The following is an 18,797-nucleotide window of genomic DNA, read 5'->3' as shown; positions in this document are numbered from 1 at the left end:
GGCTCCAACTTCGCGAGCGATCAAGAACGATTGTCGCGCAGAGGGTTACACGCCTCGCCGGATCGTCGGCGACGATGACTGCCGCGGCCGGTCCTACGGACGCGGCACACTCTACCCGCACGGGATGGTGGATGTGCAAACGGGCGAGGCGCACCGGTGGGACGCCGTGGCCGCCACGCCGGCCACACTCCCCCACGACGTACGCGGGGGAGTGTGGCCGGCGTGTGGGTCTAGAGGATCGTGAGCATTTCGTTGTAGGTCGGCAGCGGCCACAGATCGTCGGCGACGATGGATTCGAGGGTGTCGGCGACTTCACGGACTGCGGCCATGGCCGGGATCAGCGTCTCCAGCGCGTATTTCGACTCCACGAAGGTGGACTCACCGTGCATCCCGGCGATACCGGCATCCAGTGCTGCCAACCCCTCGTGCAGAGTGCCGATCAGTCCGGTCAGTTCCTCGAGCAGCGGTGTGGGAGCGTCGATGCCGGCCATCTTGAGCGACGCCGCGGTCCCCGCGAGCTCGCCCTGGTAGCGGATCGCGGCGGGCATGATCATCGTTTTGGCGATCTCGGCGGTCTCCTTGGCCTCGACGAGGAGGGTCAGCGCGTAGTACTCGAAGATGACGTCCTCGCGGGCCTCGAGTTCGCGTGCCGACAGCACGCCGTACTTCTCGAAGATCTCGACGACCTCCGGTGAGGTGTACTCCGTCACCGCGTCGACCGTCGTCCGCAGGTTCTTCAGGCCGCGGGCTGCGGCCTCCTCCTGCCATTCGTCGGAGTAGCCGTTGCCGTTGAAGATGACCGCGCCGTGGGTGTTGACGATGTCCTGCAGCACCTTCTGGACGGCGTCGGCGAGCTCCGACCCATCGGCGAGGAGTTTCTCGAGGTCCGCGGCGATGTGGTCGATGGAGTCGGCGAGGATCGTGTTGATGGCGACCATCGGATCCGAGATCGACTGGTTGGAACCCGGTGCGCGGTACTCGAACCGGTTGCCGGTGAATGCGAACGGGCTGGTGCGGTTGCGATCACCCGGATCGGCCTTGAGGGGCGGGAGCGTGTCGACGCCGAGTTCGATGACTCCCGCGGCCTTGGACCCGGTGGCGCCGCCCTTGGCGATCTGCTCGAACACGTCCATCAGCTGTTCGCCGAGGAAGATCGAGATGATCGCGGGCGGGGCCTCGTTGGCGCCGAGACGATGGTCGTTCGACGCCGACGCGACCGCCGCTCGCAGGAGCCCGCCGTAGAGGTGTACCGAGCGGATGATCGCTCCGCAGAAGGTCAAGAACTGCATGTTCTCGTGCGGGGTGTCCCCGGGATTCAGCAGGTTGCCCTGGTTGGCGTTGCCCAGTGAGAAGTTGACGTGCTTGCCCGAACCGTTCACTCCGGAGAACGGCTTCTCGTGCAGCAGGCACTTCATGCCGTACTTCTCGGCGACGGCCTTCATCGTGGTCATCATCAGCTGCTGATGGTCGTGGGCGAGGACCGACCGTTCGAAGACCGGTGCGATCTCGAACTGCCCGGGCGCGACCTCGTTGTGCCGTGTCTTCGCCGGGATGCCCTGTTTGAACAACTCGCGGTCGAGTTCGATCATGAACGACAGCACGCGCTCCGGGATGGCGCCGAAGTAGTGGTCGTCGAACTCCTGGCCCTTCGACGGTGCCGCGCCGAACAGGGTCCGGTTGCAGGTCATGAGATCCGGTCGCGCGTAGAAGAAGTGTTCGTCGATCAGGAAGTACTCCTGCTCGGCGCCGGCGTAGGAGACGACGGTGTCGACGTCGTCGTGACCGAACAGCCGGAGCAGTCGCATCGCCTGCTTGCTCATCGCCTGCTGACTGCGCAGCAGCGGGGTCTTCTTGTCGAGGGCCTCACCGGTCCACGAGATGAAGATCGTCGGAATGCAGAGGGTGTTGCCGTTCGGGTTCTCCAGGAGGTAGGCGGGACTCGTGACATCCCAGCCCGTGTAGCCGCGGGCCTCGAACGTCCCGCGCAGGCCGCCGTTGGGGAAACTCGACGCGTCGGGCTCGCCCTGCATCAGGGTCTTGCCCGCGAACTCGGCGAGCGATGCACCGGTGGAATCGGGTTCGAGGAACGAGTCGTGCTTCTCGGCGGTGAATCCGGTGAGTGGATAGAAGACGTGGGCGTAATGGGTGGCACCCCGCTCGATGGCCCAGTCCTTCATCGCCACCGCGACGTAGTCGGCGAGGGTGGGGTCGAGCGCACAGCCGGTGTCGACGGTCGCGGCGACCGCCTTGAACACGTGCTTCGGCAACCGCTTCTTCATGACCGAGAGGCTGAACACGTTGCGCCCGAACGTATCTGCCAGCGGCTCGGTGAAGCCGGGTGCGGACACGTCGTAGGTCGTCACGGCCTCGATCGCCTGACGGCGGGACATGCTGCCACTCATGGTTACTCCTGGATGATCTCGGCCCCCACGTGCGCGGGGGTCGCACGACGACGTCGCTACGCCGTTGTCGCAGATGCGAGCGATTCGACGCTATGAGCTGGGTGTATGCGTCCGATTGCACCCATGTGACGCTGAGGAAAACTAGTGATCGGGAGACCGGTTGACGCAGTGTCGTTCCCGAGGCCCGCGAGCGGGACGGTCAGCGCAGCGTCGCGTCGTCTCCCATGACCGCTCCCTCGCGACGCGGGTCGGCTCCGCCGATCCACCCGCCGTCCTGTCGCAGCAGCGCGCTGAGCCCGCTCGACTGCTCCTCCACGGACACCTCGGCGCCGCGTTCCCGCAGTCCTCGGACGAGAGGATCCTCCGCCCCGTCGTCGGTGGTGTCGACGAGGGGATGTTCGCCGCCGACGTTCGAGGTCGGGGTGTTGGCGGAGCCGAAGTCGATCATCGACACGGCTTGCTGGGGATCGAGCCCCCAGTCCAGCATGCCGACGATCGTCTTGATCACGAACTGGATGATCACCGACCCGCCGGGGGAGCCCAGAGCTGCGACCACCTCGGCCGGGGCTCCGTCGGCGCCGGGCTGCATGATCAGGGTCGGCGCCATCGACGATCGTGGTCGCTTGCCCGGCGAGACCCGGTTGGCGAGCAGGACACCGTTCTCGTCGCGGGCTTCCGCCGAGAAGTCCGTCAGCTCGTTGTTGAGCAGGAACCCGTCGACCATGTGGTAACTGCCGAAGGCGGATTCGATGGTGGTCGTCATCGTGGCGACGTTGCCGTAGCGGTCGGCGACCGTGATGTGACTGGTCCCGTGTTCGGTACCCGGGTACGACCCCAGGGGCACCGGTCCGAGGTCGCCCGCGGGTGCCTCGCCGAGCGAGGAATCGGGTGTGATGAGTGCCGCGCGCGACCGGAGATACGCCGGGTCGAGGATGGTCGCAACCCCGCGCCCGGGCAGGGGGACGAAGTCGGGGTCGGCCACGTACTTGTCGCGATCGGCGTAGGCGAGGCGCTCGGCCTCGGTGATGAGATGCACGGCGGCCGGATCCGGACGCCCGCCGTCGGCGTCGACGTCGGTCGGCGGCATCGACGGAAGGTCGAAGTTCTCCAGGATGCCGAGCGCGGACGCGACGGCGATCCCACCCGACGACGGTCCGGGCATGGCCACGATCTCGCGTCCGCGATAGGTCGTGACGACCGGATCCCGGGCGATCGCACGGTAATCACGAAGGTCCTCGACCGTCATGAGGCTCGGCGTCATCCCACCGGCGGTGCTGCCGGCCTCGGCGACGATGGCCTCGGCGATCGGCCCGTCGTACATGGCCCCGGCCCCGTCGGCGGCCAGCGTGCCGAGCGTCTTCGCGTACGCCGGGTTGACCAACCGGGTTCCGGCCGGTTTCGCGGTGCCGTCGCCCGTGAGGAAGTAGGCGCGGGCCTCCTCGTCGACAGCGAGCTCGGCCGCCGAGGCGGCGATCGCGGTCGCGAGTCGCGGGCTGATCTCGAAACCGTTGTCGGCCAGCTGTACTGCGGGACCGAACAGGTCGCGCCACGACTGCTCGCCGAACTCGCCGTGGACCATCTCCAGCATTCGCAGCGCGCCCGGCACGCCGATGGACCGGCCCGAGGCCCGGGCGCTCGGTACGGGCGGTGCGGGGTCGGTGGGACTGATCCGGGTCAGGTAGGTCTCGGTGGCGGCGGCCGGCGCGGTCTCTCGCCCGTCGAACGCGCGCACCGTTTTCGACGTCGCGTCGTAGTACAGGGCGAAGGCGCCGCCGCCGATGCCCGAGGACTGCGGCTCGACGAGACCGAGCACCAGCTGCGCGGTGACCAGGGCGTCGGCGGCCGTACCGCCGTCGCGCAGGACCTCGCATGCCGCGCCGGTGGCCAGGGGATTGGCGGTCGCAGCGGCGAAGGTCCCGGTGGTGACGGGTCGCATGCCGGTTCGGTAACCGGACGCGACCTCGGGCCGCGTGGCGATGTCGGTGGGGGCCCCGGACTCATCACCCCGGGCGGCGATCATCTCCCCGTTGGGGATCTCGGCGCACGTGACCGACCCGGCAGTCGGCTCGTCGGCGCCGCCGCCGCACGAGGTGAGCACGAGAGCGGTGGCCATCAGGCCGGCTACCAGTCGTACCATCACCCCACGCTATGTCGTCCACGGCTGCCGCGTGCGGTCCACGCGAACTCACGCGTGTCGAATCTCCCACCATGCGATCGCCGTGGTCGCGGACCGCTGTGCTCTGTCCCTGTCGTCACCCATCCCGACCAGGTGGTTGACCGCCATCGAGGCGAGAACATCGGTGACGGGATGCGGAAACCGTGTGAAGTGTCCGGCGATCTCGAGGGTGACGAACCCGTGCACAGCGCTCCATAGTTCAGCGGCCACCACGTACCCGTCGACGATCGTGATGCGCCCGGCGCGAACGAGTCTGTGACAGGCGTCGGCGAACACGGTGTAAGCGTCGACAAACGCCGCGACCGGTCCGTCCTTCGGTGCATCGGCCACGTAGCGATACGTCCCCCGGGTCGACAGGCCGAACATCATGTCGTACAGATGAGGGTTGCGCTGCGCCAATTCGCGACAGGCCAATGCCATCGCGAACAACTGGGCGCCCGGGTCGGGATCGGCGTTCGAAGCGTTCTCGAGGGCGGCCTTCAGTGCGCGGTATCCGGTACCGACGACGGCTTCCAACAACTCGCGCACCCCACCGAAATGGTGATACACCGCGACGGTGGATACGCCCGTTACATCGGCGATTCGACGGACTTTGATCTCAGCGGGCCCCGCGTCGGCCAGCAACCTGATGGTGGCCCCGATGAGCCGATCGCGGACGGACTCCGACCGGGGTTCTCCGGTGAATGTGTCGTACTCGTCGCTCATGACGTCATGCTCTCACGTTCACGAGCGCGCTGTCTGGTCGGCGTTAGAAGCGAAATCGATTGCAGCCGTGGTATAACTTCGTTATGCCATCCGTTGGGACGCCATCCCGTCACAGATTCGGCAAAGGCGTGGTACTGGCTGTGCTCTGCAGCGCGGTCTTCGTGGTCAACGTGTCGACGACGATCGTGAACATCGCCCTCCCGTCGCTTGTCACAGACCTCGGCGCCTCGACGCGCGAGCTCCTCTGGATCGTGGACGCGTTCAACCTGGCGTTTGCGACGCTGGTGTTGGCCGCCGGGTCACTCAGCGACCGATTCGGTCGTCGGCGGTTCCTCATCGGTGGCCTGGCATTGTTTCTGGTGAGCTCGGTGGCCGGTGCGTGGAGTCAGGAACCCGACACGCTGATCGCCTGGCGTGCGCTCGGGGGTGTCGCGGCGGCGGTTGTCTATCCGGTGACACTGTCCATCCTGACCAATGTGTTCACCGAACGCACCGAACGAGTCAAGGCGATCGGGCTATGGGGCGCGGCGACGGGAATGTCGGTGGCGGTCGGGCCCGTCGTGGGCGGCGCGCTGCTCGAAACCTTCTGGTGGGGTTCGATTCTGCTGTTCCTGGGCGCAGCCGCGCTGGTGACACTCGTCGCCGCCTGCTGGGTTGTGCCGGATTCACGCGACCCGGCAACGCCCCCGCTGGATGTCGGCGGATTGCTGCTGTCGATGATCGCTCTCGGTGTGCTCGTCTACACGATCATCGAAGCGCCCGACCATGGTTGGGCGTCGGCGCCGACCATCACAGGCTTCGTTCTCGCGCTGGTCGCGCTCGCGGTCTTCGCCGCCAAGGAGTTTCGTACCCGATATCCGATGCTCGACGTCCGGCTCTTCGGCAACCTGCGGTTCACTGCCGCGAGCGGTGCAATCACCGCGGCCTTCTTCGCGCTCTTCGGGTTCATCTTCCTCGTCACCCAGTATTTCCAGTTCGTCCGCGACTACGGAGCGCTCGAGACCGGAGTACGGATGCTTCCGGTGGCGGGAACGATCGCCGTGTCGTCGCTGATCGGTCCACGCCTGGCAGTTCGGGTTGGTTCGAAGGTCGTGGTCGCGCTCGGACTGCTCTCGCTGAGCGCCGGGTTCGTCTGGGCGGCGACGATGGGCGTGGGTACCGGCTACCACGAGATCGTCGGTACGATGATCTTCCTGGGCACCGGCATGGGGCTCACCAGCGCACCCGCGACAGAGGCGATCATGGGTGTGGTCTCGCCGGACAAGGCGGGGATGGGGTCGGCAGTCAACGACGCGACCCGTGAACTGGGTGGAACTCTCGGAGTGGCGGTGATCGGATCGATCGCGTTGTCGGTGTATCGAGACCGGCTCGACTCTGCTCAGATTCCTGAACCTGTCGCCGAACCCGCACGTGAGTCCGTCGGTGCCGCGCTCGAGATATCCCGGGCGGCCGGGGCGACGCTCGGGGACGCGGCCACAGGCCTCGCAGAGGCGGCTAGGTCGGGATTCATGGACGGCTTCTCCACCGGCTGCCTGGTGGCCGGTGCGGTCACCGCGGTGGCGGCGGTTCTCACGTTGATCTATCTTCCCGCGCACCCCGGCGAACCGGCCTCGAAGTCAGGCCCGCACGGTGTCGCGCAGGCCCCGGCCCCCGCCGACCGCATAGGCTCGAGGGGAAACGGGCCGGACGTCTGAACGGACCGGCACAAGCGACGAACGGGGATCAGCGTGGGAGTGGTACGGCATCAGGCGATAATCGACGGGCCGCGCGACAAGGTCTTCAGCTATGTCGACGGATACGAGAACGTCAGTGAGTACCTCTTCGGGGTCACCCGCTTCGAGCCCACCACCGAGCAGACGAGCGGACTGGGTGCGGAGTTCGCGGTCTCGATCGACGTCGGTCCCAAGACGCTGAAGTCGGTCGTCAAATGCACCGAGTACGTCGAGAACGAGCTCATCACGCTGGAGGCGATCGAGGGTTTCGCGGCGAACACCACGTGGCGATTCGCCGACGCCGACGGCGGCTCGGCAACCGATATGAACGTCGAGGTCAATTACACGTTGCCGGGCGGGATGGCGGGCAAACTTCTCGGCAAGGTCGTGGGACCGTTTGCGGCACAGGCTGTTCGCCAGACCGAGGCCACCATCGGCAAGAAGGTGCGCGCCGCCGGCTGAGCCGGCCGCCTCAGCCCGCCGCCCGGTCGGCGGGCTCGGGTATCCGACTCGGCAGGTGCCGCGAGAACAACAGCGCCAGGACGAGCAGTCCGAACACGACGAACAGGGACTGCTGCAGGGCCGCGATCTGCGAGTCCGAGTAGGCCTGCGATACCGCCTGCGCCGACTCCTCGGAACCGCCCGCGTCGAGGATGAGGGTGCGGGCCTCGTCGGCGGAGATGATCGGCACACCCGCATCCTCCACGGCCGCGACCACGCTCTGCCGGTCTGCGGGGGAGAGGTTCTCGGTGTCGTTCACCGCCGACACGAAGCCCGACGACAGCATGAGGAGGAAGACCGACCCGGCGACCGCGGTGCCGAACGACGACCCCAGATTCTGGAACGTGCCCTGGAGTCCGCCGACCTCGGAGGTGTCTTTCTCCTCGACTGCGGACATGTTGACGTTGCCGAGCTGGGACGCGAGGAGTCCGAAACCCGCACCGACCACGAACATGCCCGCGCCGAACACGACGCTGCGCAGGTCGGTACCCACCGAGGCGATGACGAGAAGTGTCCCGGCCGCCATCGTGATCTGTCCGCCACGGGCGATGAATCGAGCGGAACGTCGTGCGGTGAGCCAGGATCCGAGTATCGAGAAGACGACGAGACCCACCGAGAGCGGCAGGATCTTCACCCCGGTCTGCAGTGCGTCGCGTCCGAGCATCGTCTGCAGGTACACCGGGACCACGAAGAACAGGGCCGCGATGGCGAAGTACTGGGCCAGGAAACCGCCGAGTCCGCTGCGGAGTGCGGAGATCCGGAACAGCTCGACGCGAAGCAGCGGCTGTCGGCCGGAGTCGGCGAGCGCTCGTTGCCGCAGGACGAACAGCCAGAGGACGACGACTCCGAGGAGGAGCAGATAGGCGACGGGCGAGACGCCGAGCGGAGCGATCTCCGTGCCACCGATCTCCGGCGGATGCTGTGGTTTCAGCCACCCCCACGTCTTCGACTGCAGGACGCCGTAGACGATCAACGACAGACCGCCCGCGGATGCCAGGACACTCAGCGGATCGATGCGCACGCTCGGGTCTCGGGGAACGTCATGAATCAGTCTGGCCGCGAACAGGACAGCCACCATCACCACGGTCTCGGCGACGAACACGTAGCGCCACGACAGGTACGTCGTCATCACGCCCCCGAGCAGCGGGCCGATGGCGGCGGCCAGTCCGGTCACCGCACCCAGTATCGAGAACGCGGTGACTCGCGCCTTGCCGGTGTAGTTGATGGCGGCCAGCGACGCGATCGCAGGGATGACGAGTACTGCACCCAGGCCTTCCACCAGCGACCAGCCGATCAGCAGAACGGTCAGGTTGGGACTCAACGCCGTGGTCAGCGAGCCGATGCCGTAGATGACGGCCCCGATCTTGAAAGCCTTTGCGCGGCCCATCAAGTCACCGAGCTTGCCTCCGGTCAGCATGAACGCGGCCATCGTGAGCGCGTAGAAGGTGATCGCGGCCTGCATGCCGGTGATCGACGTCCCGAGGTCGTCGGCCACAACCGAGATCGACACGTTCATCACGGTGCTGTCGAGCACCATAACGAACTGTGACACTGCCAGGATGATGATCACAGACCAAGAGCGCATCGTCAGTCTCCTCAGATGTGGTGAGCGCTCTGATCTTTGCAGGTCCGACGCGTTACTGCGCGGGATTGAGCATCGGTACGAGGAACTGCCGCGCCACCGTGGCGAGCTGGGCGTCGTCGGTGATGTCGACGACGCGGCTGGGGACGGTGAGGAACGACGCCGAGACACGGACCATCATCTCGGCCACGAGATCGACGTCGAGCTGATCGGAGATGTTGCCCGCCAACTGTTCCCGACGCAGCTGCGCGGCAACGAAGTGCTGGACCGTCGCGAGCAGCATGCCGTCCCCGCCGATCATCGATTCGATCAGCATGCTGGGCTCGGCATCGGTGATCTCGCCGATCAACGGGTTGCCGGAGATCGCACGCAGCGAACCGACGAATCCGAAGACGACGCGGTCGGCGACGGTCTCGGCGCGGGGGATCTCCGCGCGGAACCGGTCGAAGTACCGGCGGAACTCGCGGAGCACCACCTGGTCGACGAGGGCGTCCTTGGTGGCGAACTTGCGGTAGAGGGTGACTCTCGTGACGCCCGCGCTCTTGGCGACCTTCTCCATCGGCGTCCGTTGCACGCCCAGTCGGCAGAAGAGTTCGAAGGCCGCGTCGAGGAGGCGTTCGGCGGTGGGGTCGGCCACCTCGTCGGACGGCGTCGCCGACTCGAGGAACGCACGCTGGAGCAGTGAACTCGACAGCGAAGCGCCGGACGATTGCGTGGTCACGTGTCCCCCCTCTCTCGACATGATGACGGCGCGAGCTTCCATGATCGCAAACTTCGCGATTTCGGTGTGTTCTGGACCACTCGGTGGTATCAATGATACAAGGATACGTTGTTTGTCACATTGATACATGAGAGTGATGGGACGGGGCATGGAAGATCTCAGTAGGCGCAATCTCATACGTGCGGGCGGTGTCGTCGGCGCCGCTGGTGCGGTGGCAGCGGTGTCGCAGGCGAAGCCATGGACATGGTCGCCGGCGAACTCGGTGCCCGGCCGAGGTCGGGGCGCGGATCCCCGGCAGCTGTGGGACGACGAGGCGGATCCGGTGATCGCCAAGGTCATCGACAGCGGGCAGGTGCAGAAGGTCAACCGACTGCTGCGCACCTGGCATCGCAACTCGCAGCCGCTGCCGGCCGGACTTCCCGCGGAGCTGCGCGACTTCATGGAATACGCGCGCCAACTGCCGTCGTGGACCGATCACGCCAAACTTGCCGACGCGGTGCGCTTCAACCAGAAGCGCGGAACCTACCTCGGTGTCCTGTACGGCTTCGCCAGCGGCATGATGAGCACCGTCATCCCGCGCGAGGCCCGGTCGGTCTACTACTCCAAGGGTGGATGGGACCTCAAGGACCGCATCACCAAGACCGCGAAGCTCGGCTACGACATCGGCTCCCTCAACGCCTATCAGCCCGGTGGCGAGATGATCGTGACCTGTGTCAAGACGCGAATGGCGCACGCAGGTGTGCGCCACCTCCTGCCGCAATCGCCGCACTGGGCGCACGGGGCCACGGAGAAGAAGCCGATCAGTCAGGCCGACATCATGGTGACCTGGCACAGCCTGCCGACCACCGTCATGCGCAACTTCGACAAGTGGAACGTCCCGATCGCGGCCGACGAGTCCGCTGGATTCCTGCATTCGTGGCAGATCACCGCTCGCCTGCTGGGCGTCCAGGACGAGTACATCCCCGCGTCGTGGGCCGGCGCCGACTCGCAGGCGCAACAGGTGCTCGATCCGATCCTGGCCCCGACACCGGAGGGCCGCAAGCTCGCAGACATGCTGCTCGATCTCGGCATGAACCTCGACCTCTCGCTGATCTCACGCGGCGTGCTGGGTGCCCTCACGCGGTTCGTGCTCGGCGACCAGGTCGCCAACTGGTACCAGATCCCGCGCGAACCGGTATGGAGCCCGCTGCTCGAGACGGCGTGGGGTCCGTACGTGCAGATCCGCGAGGGCCTGCTCAACGTCGGCATGCCGCGCGAGGCGTACTGGCTGTTCGACGAGTTCCTCCGTCAGTTCGTCCTGTTCTACATGTCCGAACTGCGGATGCCGATCAACATCGAGATCCCGGTGATGAACAACCCGAAGTACAAATAGCCCGCGTCTAGTCGGCGGACACCTTCTCAGCCCCCGCCGGCTCCCTGACCTCCACCGCCCGGTCCTGCTCCTTCGTGTTCCGCTTCGGGAACACGGGGATGCGGGGTCGGGCGGTCAGCCATTTGCTGAACGGTAGGCGCAGGAGAAGATCGACGAGCGCCAGTGACGCCGCGAGCACCACGGTGATCAGGATGATCGACCGCAGGACCGCCGAGTGGGGGAACCAGTCGAACAGGCCGCTGAGGAATCCGACGCGACCCAGGACGTCGAGGATCAGCGGGTGGACGGCAAAGACTCCGAACGCCCGCAAGGTGGCCTGGGACACCAGCTTTCCGCCGGCCGGCCGCCCGGCCGCGCGCCGGTCGTCCCAGACCAGACCGATCAGCCACAACAAGACGAAGCCGCCGATGTACCAGGGCAGCGACACCGGGTTCCAGGCCGTGTTGGCCTTCCAGGGCACGTTGCCCGGCGAGGTCGCCAGCAGGTAGCCCGCGACGCTGAACGCCGCGCACCCCGCCGCGACCAGAACGACGGTGGCCATGTGTTCGCGTAGCCATCGGTCGACGGCCTCGCGGTGCTGCGCGGCCAGCACGCCCATCGCGACGAAGAGCGCGTACATCGGAAGCGTCTTCCACAGGTGCTGGTAGGCGACGTCCCAGGCGTGACCGGACGGCCGGGGGAGGTATTGGTAGACCACGAACACCAGCAATTGGATCGCGGAGCCGCCGGCCAGCAACAGCCATGGGCGGTTGCGGCCTCGCTCGAACACCCACGCGATGAGTGGGAAGAACAGGTAGATCTGCATCGAGATCAGCAGGAAGTACAGCTGGTACTTGCCCTCGCCGACGAGGAGGTCGTGCGCGAGGTGGGGCAGCATCTCACCGATCGGCGGGAACGGGTTGTCGGCGAGGACGATGTGGTCGGTGATCGTGTAGATCAGCGTCCACGCGAGGTAGGGGCCCACCACCAGACCGAAGCGGCGCCGCCAGAACTGCCACGGTGACATCTCCCGGCCCTGCATGCTCAGCACCAGGACGTAGAGCGTCACCGCGACGAACCCGTAGCGGGTGAGGTGACACAGGGTTCCCACGAGATTCGCGCCACGGACCTCGTCGACCCCGCCGTTGATGGCGTTGACGCTGTGCGCGACGACCACGAAGGTGAACAGCACCACCCGGACGAAGTCGGCGGTGTGCGCGCGTCCGCGGGGTTTGGCTGCGGGAGCGTCAGTCTCGGGGGTACGAGGTGCTGCGACGGCTGCGGAGTCCGGCGACTCGTCAGCGGTTGTCGTGGTCTCGTCGTCGGCGGTGCGCGCCGATCCTGATGCCGCGTGCACCAACGAAAAGACCTCCCCGAGTGAAACGGTAGAACGTATGCGGTAGGCAGTGTACGGACACAAGCTGGCAGCAACCTCAACGCCGGGGTGTGCTCAGTGACGACAATCACAGCCGGAAATGTCCGTTTCTTGCTGAGTCCCGATCCTACCGAGGTCAGTGATCGGCCGCTGAGGGCGGCGGCGTCAGACGTCGTCGGGGATGTCCCGGCGATTGCCGATGCCGAGTTTGCGGAAGCCCCGGGCCACGTGATTGCGCACAGTCGTCGTGGCGAGCCCGAGCTCGGCGGCGATCTCCGCGGCGGACAGGCGGCGGGCGTACATGCGCAGGATCTCGCGTTCGCGAATTGTCAGGCCGGCAACTCGCGGTTCCGCACCGCTCTGCTCGCGAAGGCGTCGCACGATCCGCTCACGTCCCGCGGTGCAGGCGGCCGCGCGCGACCTGTCCCGGTGGTCCTCGGGCGTGACGAGCGCAGCCACCACCGAGAGCGACAGATCATCGGAGATCGTGTGGCGAGTGGCCCGGTCGTATCCGGTCGCCACCCACTCGGCGGCAGTTGTCGTTCGTCCCCGGTGCCACTCGATCAGTGCGCGGGCCGCGTCGCCGTGGTGATCGCCGATGACCGCGGCCGGTGGCAACTGCTCGGCGTCGTCGAGGGCGGTCCCGGCGCCGTCGATGTCGCCGGAAGCAGCCCGGGTCAGCGCCAGCCAGTGCCGCGCGATGCGTTCGTCGCTGAGGTGTCTGCTCCGGGCGAGAAGCTCCGACGCACGCAGGGCCCACGTCGCGGCGGCGGCGAAGTCCGCGTCCCCGAAGTTGAGCTCCGAGCGGATGGTCGCCAGCCATGCGCGCATCCGGAGGTCGCCGAGTGGCGTCGACGCAGCGGCGAGCGCGAGGTGCCGCCCCGCCGGTTCCGGATTACCGGTCGACAGCAGAGCGCGGGCGCGCATCGCGTGGAGCTGCGCGAGCGACAACCCTTCGTCGGCGGCCCGGTCGGGGTCCGGCAGCAGGGTGTCGATACGTGGATCCGCTGTCAGGTCGGACGCGAGGAACCATGTGGCCCACGCAGCACCGCGCACGTCGGGGTCGGCGTTGCCCTGCAGCACGCGCCACGGTGTCTCGGCGTCCGGCCGGCCCGTGTAGGTGTCGATGAGGGCCTCGGCCACTTCGACGAGCGGGTGGTCCGGTTCCCGGACCGTCCGTAGCCGCCGTCTCGCGCCGTCCGGATCGGCATCTTTCAAGAATGTCGACACGGCGGCGGCGACGGTGATCGCAGGCGTGGCGAGCGGAAAGCGCGCGCGTACTGCGGCGAGCCGGGAACCGATCTCGTGGCCGGGTCGAGTGCCCAGGGCGAGGGCCTGTGCCCACGCGAACCCGGCGTCCGGCGTCGGGTCCGATGTCCAGGCGGCGGCAGCGAACCGTTCGGCTGCATCGGGGTCGCCCGACCGCAGATGAAATGCGCTGGCGGCCAACAGGTCGGATGTGGCCACCGGTTGTCCGACGTCGAGGCCCCACGAGGCACGCATGACGGGCGTCGCGGCGGCGGCATGGAGACGCTCGGCGAACCGGCGACGGCGCGCGGGCGTCGTCGATCGCTCGACCGCATCGGCGACGAGTGCGGACGCAGGCCGGACGCCGGTCGCATCGGTGGCGACGAACTCGTGGTCCTCGAGCGTGACGATCGCGTCCAGTGCGCCGAGTCCGACGACGCACTCCCAGTCGAGCAGGCCGGCGAGGACGACGAGCGCGAGGGCGTCCGAGCAGTCCCGGGGGAGGGCCGACAATCGACGCCGAACGGCCTCGACGACTCCGAGCCCGGATGCGTCCGCGCGTGCCAGTGCGCAGATCAGCTCGGGGTTCCCCTCCGCCTGCGCGACGTCGGATCGCGCCCCGACCATCCCGGCCAGGACGGCCGAGGCTGCCTCGTCCAGTGGTCCCAGCGTGAAGGTGGTCCATCGATTCGTCCGCAGGCTTTTCGTGATCGATTCCGGCACAGCGCTTTCTGACAGAGCGGCGGTGAGCAGTCGCACCGGGCCGAGGTCGGTGAGCGCCACCAGGTATTCCAGGATGGCGGGGTCGGCGCGGTGGATGTCGTCGACGACCACGAGGGTCGGCGGCCGCCCTCCGGTGACCAGGTCACGACGCAGGGCGTCGACGGGACCGTCCGTGCCGGAACGTGCGTGGAGCTCGTGGAGGGACGGCGGGAGGATCACGACCTCACGACGATGCGGATGTCGGCCGCCGATGCGGGACGACACCTCGGCGAGGAGGCGGGACTTCCCGACACCGAAGGGGCCGGTGACGAGCACCGCATCGTGTACGTCGAGCATGCGGGTGATCTCGTGGACCTCGGCGTCGCGGCCGACGAACGGGGGCGGCACGTGACCGGGGCCGGCCAGTCCGGTGAGGCGGACGCCATCGGAGGTCCGCTGAAGGCAGTCCGCGGGAAGACGGTCGCGAAGTCGGCTGAGGACGGTCCGGAGCGCAGCCTCGGGATGGTGCGGTCTGGTCGAGGGCCAGATCTCGGCGATGAGATCCTCCGGGGTGATCCCGGTCCGGCGATGTCGGAGCAGCACGATGAGGGCACGTTGTGCGGTGGGGCGCAACGGGATCGGCCGCCCCTCGGCGTCGAGCAACGCCACGACCGGAGCCGACGTGTACGCAACAGCCCGGCGGTCGGTGGCCATGAGTGATCCGTTTCTCCAGTGCGTTTCCGCTTCGAGTTTCCAATTGATCAATTATTGATCATGACGCGCCGGTGGATGTCCGCGAGGGTGGCGACATGAGAAAAATGGCGGTTTTGATGGTGTGTGCGGCGTTCTGCGCGGTTGGCTGCATTCTCGGCGCGGGTCTGGCGCTCACCTGGAACACCGGGCCGTCGGCGTTGACCGCTGGGGTCGGCGCCGTGGCGGCCGGGGGTGCCGCGGTAGTGCTGGTGGGTCGGGTGCGCGCCGAGAACCGGCGCCACGGGACGAACTACACGATCTTCACCATCTGAGGCGCGTGTATCGTCGGCGGCTGCGGCTCGCGTAGACTCCCGCTGTCGGGAGCCACGCCTGCGTGGGCCTCTCGCGGTCCGCCTTCGTAGCTCAGGGGATAGAGCAACCCTCTCCTAAAGGGTAGGTCGTAGGTTCGAATCCTACCGAGGGCACCACGACATCTGTGCAGTTCACGGGCCGAACCCGCGTGCAGCGCGGGTCGGCCTATGAGCCCGCGGCGGACTTCGCGAACCGCCGGCGATAGACCAGCGGTGAGACACCGACGCTCGCGGCGAAGTGGTGACGCAGGAGCGTGGCCGACGTGAAGCCGACCTGCCGTGCCACCTCGTCGACGCTCGCGGTGGTCGACTCCAGGAGATTCTTCGCCGACAGCACCCGCTGTTCGGTCAGCCAGCGGCGCGGCGAGATGCCGACCTCATCGACGAAGCGGCGGGCAAAGGTGCGTCCCGACATGTGCATGCGGGACGCCATGTCGTCGATGCTGATGTCGCGGTCGAGGTTTGCTGTCAACCAGGCGAGCAGTTCGCCGAACCCCTCGTCGGTACATGCCGGCACCGGTGCGTCGACGAACTGACGCTGGCCGCCGTCGCGGTGCGGTGGCACGACCATCCGGCGCGCGATCCGATTGGCGACGGCTGATCCCCATGCCTCACGAACCAGGTGCAGGGACGCATCGATCCCGGCTGCTGTGCCCGCGCTCGTGGTGACGGGGCCATCGTCGACGAAGAGGACGTCGGTGTCGACCCGGGCGCGCGGGAACATGCGCGCGAGATCGGTGCCGTAGCGCCAATGGGTCGTGCACCGCCGGTCGTCGAGCAGACCTGCCGCGCCGGCGACGAAGGCGCCCGAACAGACGGTGAGCACCCGGCCCCCGCGGTCGACGACCGTTCGCACGGTGTCCAGGATCTCCTCGGGGTACTCGCCGCTGATGCTGCCGCCGGGGATCACCACGAGATCGACATCGCGACACTCGGCGAGGGTGTGGGACACCTGGAGCGAGACCCCGTTGCCCACGCCGAGAGACGAACCCGGTTGCGGCGACGCGACCCGGAAATCGAAGGCCGGGACACCGTCGTCGGTGCGATCGAGGCCGAACACCTCATGGACGACTCCGAACTCGAACAGCGCGACGCGTCCGTAGAGGAGGACGCCGACGGATTTCAGCACCGACCCAGTATGGCAGATAATTTGCGAACAATGGCTTTGCTGCCACTGTTGGCGGGAAACCTGCGGGCAGATCATTACTGCCATGATTCTTGTTTTCGTTCTCGCCCTCGTCGTTGTTCTCTCGGTCGCCGGTGCCGCCGGTGTGTTGGCGTTCCTCGGGCGTCGTACGCAGGCCGGCGTCCGCACGCCCGGCCAGCGGTTTGCCGACTGGCTCACGCGCGATCAGCGACGCCCCTACGGTCCCGACACCGACCGCGTCGCCGCGGAACTCAGCATTCTCACCCGCCGGTACGACAAGCTCGTCTGACGCGAGTGCCGCGGTCCATCGGAACCGCGCGTCCGCTGCGCTACCGTTGCGGTCGTGAGTTCACAGACCGTCCTCGTCACCGGCGCGACCAGCGGCATCGGAGCCGAGGTGGCCCGCCAGTTCGTCGCCCGCGGCCACCGCGTCTACGGCACCACCCGCAATCCCGATCGCGTGCGGACGCCGATCTCCGGTGTCACCTATGTCCGCCTCGACAACGCCGATTACGAGTCCGCGGCAGCGTGTGCCTCGCTCGTGGGCGAGGTGGACATCCTGGTCAACAATGCCGGTGAGTCCCAGGCCGGTGCGCTCGAGGACACGTCGATGTCTGCGATCGAGGACCTGTTCCGGGTCAACGTCTTCGGGCCGATCGCACTGACGAAGGCGGTGTTGCCGGGGATGCGTCGGCGCCGTCGGGGGACGGTCGTGATGGTCGGGTCGATGCTGTCGAGCTTCCCGGTCGCCTTCCGGTCCAACTACGCCGCGACCAAGTCGGCGCTGAAAGCCTTCGCGCTCGCGTCGCGTCGCGAGGTGGCGCCGTATGGAATACGGATGATCAGTGTCGAACCCGGCACGATCGCCACCGGCATCGGTGATCGCCGGAGCATCCACATCGGCGACGAGTCGCCCTACCGCGCTGAGTACGAGACGCTCGCGGCCGCCACCCGGCGCAACGAGGACGCGGGCATCAGCGCGGAGGACATGGCGACCCAGATCGTCGACGCCGCTCTCGCCGAACATCCGAAGCCATTCTACGCCAGGGGCAATCAGGCAGGCGTGGTCTTCCTGCTCCGGCGCCTTGCGCCGAGGCAGCTGATCCTGGACATGACGGCCCGCAAGCACGGGCTGCCGAAGGTGAAGATCTGACCGTGCGAATCACGCTGCGCGTCATCGGGATCGGTCCCGGCGGACCGCGCCAGATCACGCTGCAGGCGATCGACGCGATGGCCGATGTCGATGCCTTCCTCGCGCTCGAGAAGGGCGACTCCAAGAGCGGTCTGCTCGATGCTCGGCGGGCGATCCTCGACGAGCATGCGCGGCAGGGGCATTCGCTGGTCGAGATACCCGACCCGCCGCGCGACCGTGAGCCGGCGGACTACGACGCGGAAGTGCGGCGCTGGCACGCCGCGCGCGCCGACCTGATCGCCTCGGCGTTACGCGACGAGGTGGGTGACGGGGGGGTGGCCGCCTTCCTCGTCTGGGGCGACCCCGCGCTCTACGACAGCACGCTGCGCATCGTCGACGATCTCGCCGCCCGCGACGACCTCGAACTCGGCGTGGAGGTCATCCCGGGGGTGACCAGTGCGAGCGCACTCACCGCGGCACACGGCATCGTCGCCAACCGTGTCGGCGAACCGATCCACACGACCACCGGCCGACGTCTGCCGGATACACCCGCGGGCGCCGACGCAAACCAGATCGTGATGCTCGACGCCGACCTCACTTTCCGGCGCACCGCCGACCCGGACGATCACATCTGGTGGGGAGCCTACGTCGGCACCGACGACGAGATCCTGATCAGCGGCAGGGTCAGTGAGGTCGCGGACCGGATCGTCGAGGCGCGTGCCGAGGCACGGGAACGCATCGGCTGGATCATGGACATCTACTTGCTCCGGAAGAGTCGCCGGTAGCCGGACCCTTCGTGGCTCGTCGCTATCGCTCCTCGCACCTCAGGGGGCAAGACGGCGGTCGCTATCGATCCTCGCACCTCAGGGGGCAAGGGGTGGTCGCTATCGCTCCTCGCACCTCAGTATCTGCGGCCTGGCGGCCGTCGTGGACCACGAAAGAACACTCGTCAGTGTCTGAAATCCATGCTCCCAGAAGA

15 protein-coding genes and 1 tRNA gene are annotated in these 18,797 nt (G+C 67.3%); 8 read left to right on the top strand and 8 right to left on the bottom strand.

All coding sequences use genetic code 11. The features are described from left to right. Positions 1–230 precede the first annotated feature (230 nt). The 3 genes from ACFW3F_RS20695 to ACFW3F_RS20685 form a co-directional block, all read right to left on the bottom strand. The gene (locus ACFW3F_RS20695) at positions 231–2,402 is read right to left on the bottom strand and encodes a glutamine synthetase III (protein ID WP_388060731.1); all 2,172 of its coding nucleotides are present in this window, start codon (positions 2,400–2,402) and stop codon (positions 231–233) included. 199 nt (positions 2,403–2,601) lie between these two features. Next, positions 2,602–4,539: a gamma-glutamyltransferase family protein gene (locus tag ACFW3F_RS20690; protein ID WP_388060729.1), complete on the bottom strand. Its 1,938-nt coding sequence runs from the start codon at positions 4,537–4,539 to the stop codon at positions 2,602–2,604. A 48-nt stretch (positions 4,540–4,587) separates the two neighbouring features. Continuing rightward, positions 4,588–5,283, bottom strand: a complete 696-nt coding sequence (locus ACFW3F_RS20685; protein ID WP_388060727.1) for a TetR/AcrR family transcriptional regulator — start codon at positions 5,281–5,283, stop codon at positions 4,588–4,590. Between the two features lie 128 nt (positions 5,284–5,411). Here ACFW3F_RS20685 and ACFW3F_RS20680 point away from each other — a divergent pair, with 128 nt between their 5' ends. Together ACFW3F_RS20680 and ACFW3F_RS20675 are read left to right on the top strand one after the other, a co-directional pair. Next, positions 5,412–6,977, top strand: coding sequence for an MFS transporter (locus ACFW3F_RS20680; protein WP_388060725.1), 1,566 nt, complete (start codon positions 5,412–5,414; stop codon positions 6,975–6,977). A gap of 33 nt (positions 6,978–7,010) precedes the next feature. Further along, on the top strand, positions 7,011–7,457 hold the full coding sequence (locus ACFW3F_RS20675; protein WP_388060723.1) for an SRPBCC family protein: 447 nt from the start codon (positions 7,011–7,013) through the stop codon (positions 7,455–7,457). A 10-nt stretch (positions 7,458–7,467) separates the two neighbouring features. Here the strand turns inward: ACFW3F_RS20675 and ACFW3F_RS20670 are convergent, their stop codons facing one another. Continuing rightward, entirely contained in the window at positions 7,468–9,081 is a 1,614-nt protein-coding gene (locus ACFW3F_RS20670) for an MFS transporter (protein WP_388060721.1), read from the bottom strand. A 52-nt stretch (positions 9,082–9,133) separates the two neighbouring features. Continuing rightward, positions 9,134–9,799, bottom strand: coding sequence for a TetR/AcrR family transcriptional regulator (locus ACFW3F_RS20665; protein ID WP_388060719.1), 666 nt, complete (start codon positions 9,797–9,799; stop codon positions 9,134–9,136). Between the two features lie 148 nt (positions 9,800–9,947). Here ACFW3F_RS20665 and ACFW3F_RS20660 point away from each other — a divergent pair, with 148 nt between their 5' ends. After that, positions 9,948–11,171: an oxygenase MpaB family protein gene (locus tag ACFW3F_RS20660; RefSeq protein WP_388060717.1), complete on the top strand. Its 1,224-nt coding sequence runs from the start codon at positions 9,948–9,950 to the stop codon at positions 11,169–11,171. Positions 11,172–11,178: 7 nt separating this feature from the next. Here ACFW3F_RS20660 and ACFW3F_RS20655 read toward each other — a convergent pair whose 3' ends face one another. Together ACFW3F_RS20655 and ACFW3F_RS20650 are read right to left on the bottom strand one after the other, a co-directional pair. Then, positions 11,179–12,507, bottom strand: a complete 1,329-nt coding sequence (locus ACFW3F_RS20655) for an acyltransferase (RefSeq protein WP_388060716.1) — start codon at positions 12,505–12,507, stop codon at positions 11,179–11,181. A 183-nt stretch (positions 12,508–12,690) separates the two neighbouring features. Next, on the bottom strand, positions 12,691–15,189 hold the full coding sequence (locus tag ACFW3F_RS20650; RefSeq protein ID WP_388060714.1) for a LuxR C-terminal-related transcriptional regulator: 2,499 nt from the start codon (positions 15,187–15,189) through the stop codon (positions 12,691–12,693). A gap of 95 nt (positions 15,190–15,284) precedes the next feature. Here ACFW3F_RS20650 and ACFW3F_RS20645 point away from each other — a divergent pair, with 95 nt between their 5' ends. Together ACFW3F_RS20645 and ACFW3F_RS20640 are read left to right on the top strand one after the other, a co-directional pair. Then, the gene (locus ACFW3F_RS20645; protein ID WP_388060712.1) at positions 15,285–15,500 is read left to right on the top strand and encodes a hypothetical protein; all 216 of its coding nucleotides are present in this window, start codon (positions 15,285–15,287) and stop codon (positions 15,498–15,500) included. Between the two features lie 80 nt (positions 15,501–15,580). Beyond that, positions 15,581–15,656: transfer RNA gene (locus tag ACFW3F_RS20640), tRNA-Arg, on the top strand. A 49-nt stretch (positions 15,657–15,705) separates the two neighbouring features. Here the strand turns inward: ACFW3F_RS20640 and ACFW3F_RS20635 are convergent. Next, positions 15,706–16,668, bottom strand: a complete 963-nt coding sequence (locus tag ACFW3F_RS20635) for a GlxA family transcriptional regulator (RefSeq protein ID WP_388060710.1) — start codon at positions 16,666–16,668, stop codon at positions 15,706–15,708. Positions 16,669–16,750: 82 nt separating this feature from the next. On the opposite strand from ACFW3F_RS20635, the gene ACFW3F_RS20630 reads away from it, so the two are divergent. From ACFW3F_RS20630 to cobF, 3 genes are read left to right on the top strand one after another with little or no spacing between them, the layout of a single operon-like run. Then, the gene (locus tag ACFW3F_RS20630) at positions 16,751–16,975 is read left to right on the top strand and encodes a hypothetical protein (protein WP_388060708.1); all 225 of its coding nucleotides are present in this window, start codon (positions 16,751–16,753) and stop codon (positions 16,973–16,975) included. 54 nt (positions 16,976–17,029) lie between these two features. After that, a complete protein-coding gene (locus tag ACFW3F_RS20625; protein ID WP_388060706.1) occupies positions 17,030–17,839 on the top strand; it encodes an SDR family oxidoreductase in 810 nt (269 codons plus the stop codon). Between the two features lie 2 nt (positions 17,840–17,841). Further along, positions 17,842–18,603, top strand: a complete 762-nt coding sequence (gene cobF / locus ACFW3F_RS20620; protein ID WP_388060704.1) for a precorrin-6A synthase (deacetylating) — start codon at positions 17,842–17,844, stop codon at positions 18,601–18,603. Positions 18,604–18,797: the final 194 nt, after the last annotated feature.

This window comes from Gordonia sp. NPDC058843, from assembly GCF_042743165.1.
Taxonomy (GTDB): Bacteria; Actinomycetota; Actinomycetes; order Mycobacteriales; family Mycobacteriaceae; genus Gordonia.
Note: the sequence above shows the minus strand (reverse complement) of the source record. Positions and strands in the feature narration are given on the sequence as shown.